Source organism: Collinsella sp. HCP28S3_G2, from assembly GCF_052065125.1.
GTDB lineage: Bacteria > Actinomycetota > Coriobacteriia > Coriobacteriales > Coriobacteriaceae > Collinsella.
This window is the reverse complement of sequence record NZ_JBQHUO010000025.1, coordinates 1-2,628: the sequence shown is the minus strand read 5'-3', so window position 1 is coordinate 2,628 and position 2,628 is coordinate 1. Positions and strand designations below refer to the sequence as shown.

Below are 2,628 nucleotides of genomic sequence, written 5' to 3'. Positions count from 1 at the left end.
GCGTCCGGGCCATCCTCGGCGCCGACGGGACGCGCCGCGTGTTCCGCGCCGTCCTCACCGACAACGGCGCCGAGTTCTCCGACGAGGCGGCGATCGCGGCGCTGCTCGGCGTGTTTGTGGCAAGCAAAATGTTAACAAAGCGGCACGTTGCATTTGAGCACTTTGGCAGACACGTCCTTCACTGTTTTTTTGCCCTTCCGAGCATCAAGGCGGCATCCATGCGGTGGCTTGCCCCGTTGAACTCCACGAGCCTCCCATGGTGGACTATCCTGTCGATCATGGCCGATGCGAGCTTGTCGTCGCCGAGGACGGTTCCCCATTTCGAGAACTCGATGTTCGTCGTGAATATCATGCTGCGACTCTCGTAGCAGCTCGACACCACCTGGAAGAGCAGCCGCGCACTTTCCGTATCGAGGGGCACGTATCCGAATTCGTCGAGTATCACCAGGTCGTTCTTCGCTATGTCCCTCATCATCGCCTCGAGGGCGAGCTCGCGCCGGGCCTTCGAAAGCGCCAGCGCGAGCTCGGCGGCGGTGTAGAAGCGCACCGCCTTCCCCGCCATCACGCACGCGTGGCCGACGGCTATCGCGAGGTGGGTCTTCCCTCGGCCCGTCTGCCCGTGGAACACGAAGTCCTGCGCGGCTTCGACGAACGACAGCGATTTCAGGTCGTCCACGCCATAGCCGTCGGGAAAGGCCACCTGCGAGAAGTCGTACCCCTCGAACGACTTCACCTGGGGGAATTTCGCCCTCCTGAACAGCCTCGCGCGCTTGGATTCCTCCCGAACCGCCATCTCGTGCTCGATGAGCTCGCTCACCGCCCGCAGCTGCGCCGCGTTCGACGACGAAAGGAACCAGTCGATCGTGTCGTTGCTGATGTATAGCCTGCGGGCCAGCGCGCGCATCCGCTCGGCGTCGCCCTTGGACCTTATCGCCATGCTACACCGCCTTCCGCAGCGCCGCGTCGTAGACGCCGAGGTCAACGGGCTCGTCGTACTCGATGGCGCCGCCCTCGGCCCTGGCGGCGGCCACCGCGACGCTCGCAGCGTCGATCCTGCCGGTCGATTCCAGCGCGCATTGCATCGCGCCGACGGTCGCGTCCCAGCCCGAACGCTGGACTTGGTCCCTCATCAGCCTCAGGCCGTCGCCCAATTCGCGCCTGCCGAGGCCGTCCATGTAATCCCGCAGCGCATCGGGCATCGCCGACCGCACCGAGCTGTTGCGCCACGCGCCCAGCTTGGCGGCAAGAAGCGGCAACTGGCTCGCCGGGCTCGAGGAATCGGTGGGGGCGGCGCCGTACTGCCGCTCGTGCGAGCAGACGTATTCGCCGGCCGAGGTGTATATCGACAGCATCGTGGCGCCCAGCCCCGCGATGAGGCGCTCGCCCGCGAGGGACGGGTCCGCCGAGTACCAATGGCGGCCGTCTATCTGGACCTTGCCCTGCTTGTCGGCCTTGCAGTCGACGTAGCGGACCACCTCGAACGGCGTTTCCGGCAATCCGGCCAGCGCGGCGCGGTCTTCGCCGAACAGCCCGTCCTCGTTCACGCCTTTCTTGTAATGCTCCTTGGCAAGCCCGAGGCATCGGTCCAGGAGCTTCTCGTTGTACGATTCGACGCGGGACAGCCTTGGCACGGGAACGAAGAGGTTCTGCCTGATGAAGTACACCTTCCTCTCCACGTTGCCCTTCTCGTGGCCGGAATTCGGGTTGCAGAAGCCGAATTCGAAGCCGTAATGGGCGGCGAAGGCCGCAAAGGTCTCGGCGGTCCTGACGCCGCCGCAGACCTTGCGCCCGACGCCGGTGGCGTTGTCGAACACGATGCGGGATGGGACCCCTCCTATGTATTCGAACACCTGCTTGAGGGCTTGGCACACGCATTCGGAGTTCTCGGACGGGAACACCTGGGCGAACCCGACGTTCGAATAGGGGAACGAGAGCACGAAGAAACTCAGCCGCCGCCTCGTTCCCATGACGCAGAAATCCGCCTCCCCGAAATCGGCCTGCGCCTCGCCGGGCCGCCAAACGAGGTCGAGGTACGACTCGGAAACGGCCTTCCTCAGCGCCTTGAGGTCGCGGACGTAATGCCGGACGGTCGATTCGCAGCACTCGACGCCGTGCTCGTCGCGAAGGCGTTGCCATATGCGGCGGGCGGTGTGGCGCTGTTTGCGCCAGTTCGCGGCGTCCTCGTCGAGCCACGACTCTATGACCCCGCGGTACCTGTCGAGCGTCTTGGCCTTGCCCCTCTTCACGGGCATCCGCGGCGACAGGTCCGAGATCGCGAGCTTCGCGTACACCGTGTTGCGCGAGACGCCCGTCTTGCGGGCGATTTCCGATATGGACTCGCCGTTCTTCCTCATTTGCCGTATAGAATAGGTTTGCGACATGCTGATCATACCTTTCCGACCTCCTTGGTTGGTTTCCCTGGCAGGAACCAAGTTAGTCGATTGCGTTGGTCGGCATGTCTGCCTTTGTGCTCAAATTGATCAAGCCGATATGTTCATTTTTAAGTTACCACCAACACTCGGCGAGGGGCCGGGCGAGACGAGGCTGTTCTACTGCGACCCCAGGCGCAGCGACCAGAAGGGCGCCTGCGAGCGCAACCACGTCGAGATCAGGAAGCTGCTGCCCAAG

Annotated in this window: 2 protein-coding genes; both read right to left on the bottom strand. The window is 64.0% G+C overall.

Annotated elements, in window-relative coordinates:
* Positions 1-178: 178 nt before the first annotated feature.
* Positions 179-937, bottom strand: a complete 759-nt coding sequence (istB, locus tag ACTNB2_RS08710; RefSeq protein WP_277012758.1) for an IS21-like element helper ATPase IstB — start codon at positions 935-937, stop codon at positions 179-181.
* A gap of 1 nt (position 938) precedes the next feature.
* On the bottom strand, positions 939-2,390 hold the full coding sequence (gene istA / locus ACTNB2_RS08705) for an IS21 family transposase (RefSeq protein WP_329933903.1): 1,452 nt from the start codon (positions 2,388-2,390) through the stop codon (positions 939-941).
* Between the last annotated feature and the right edge of the window lie 238 nt (positions 2,391-2,628).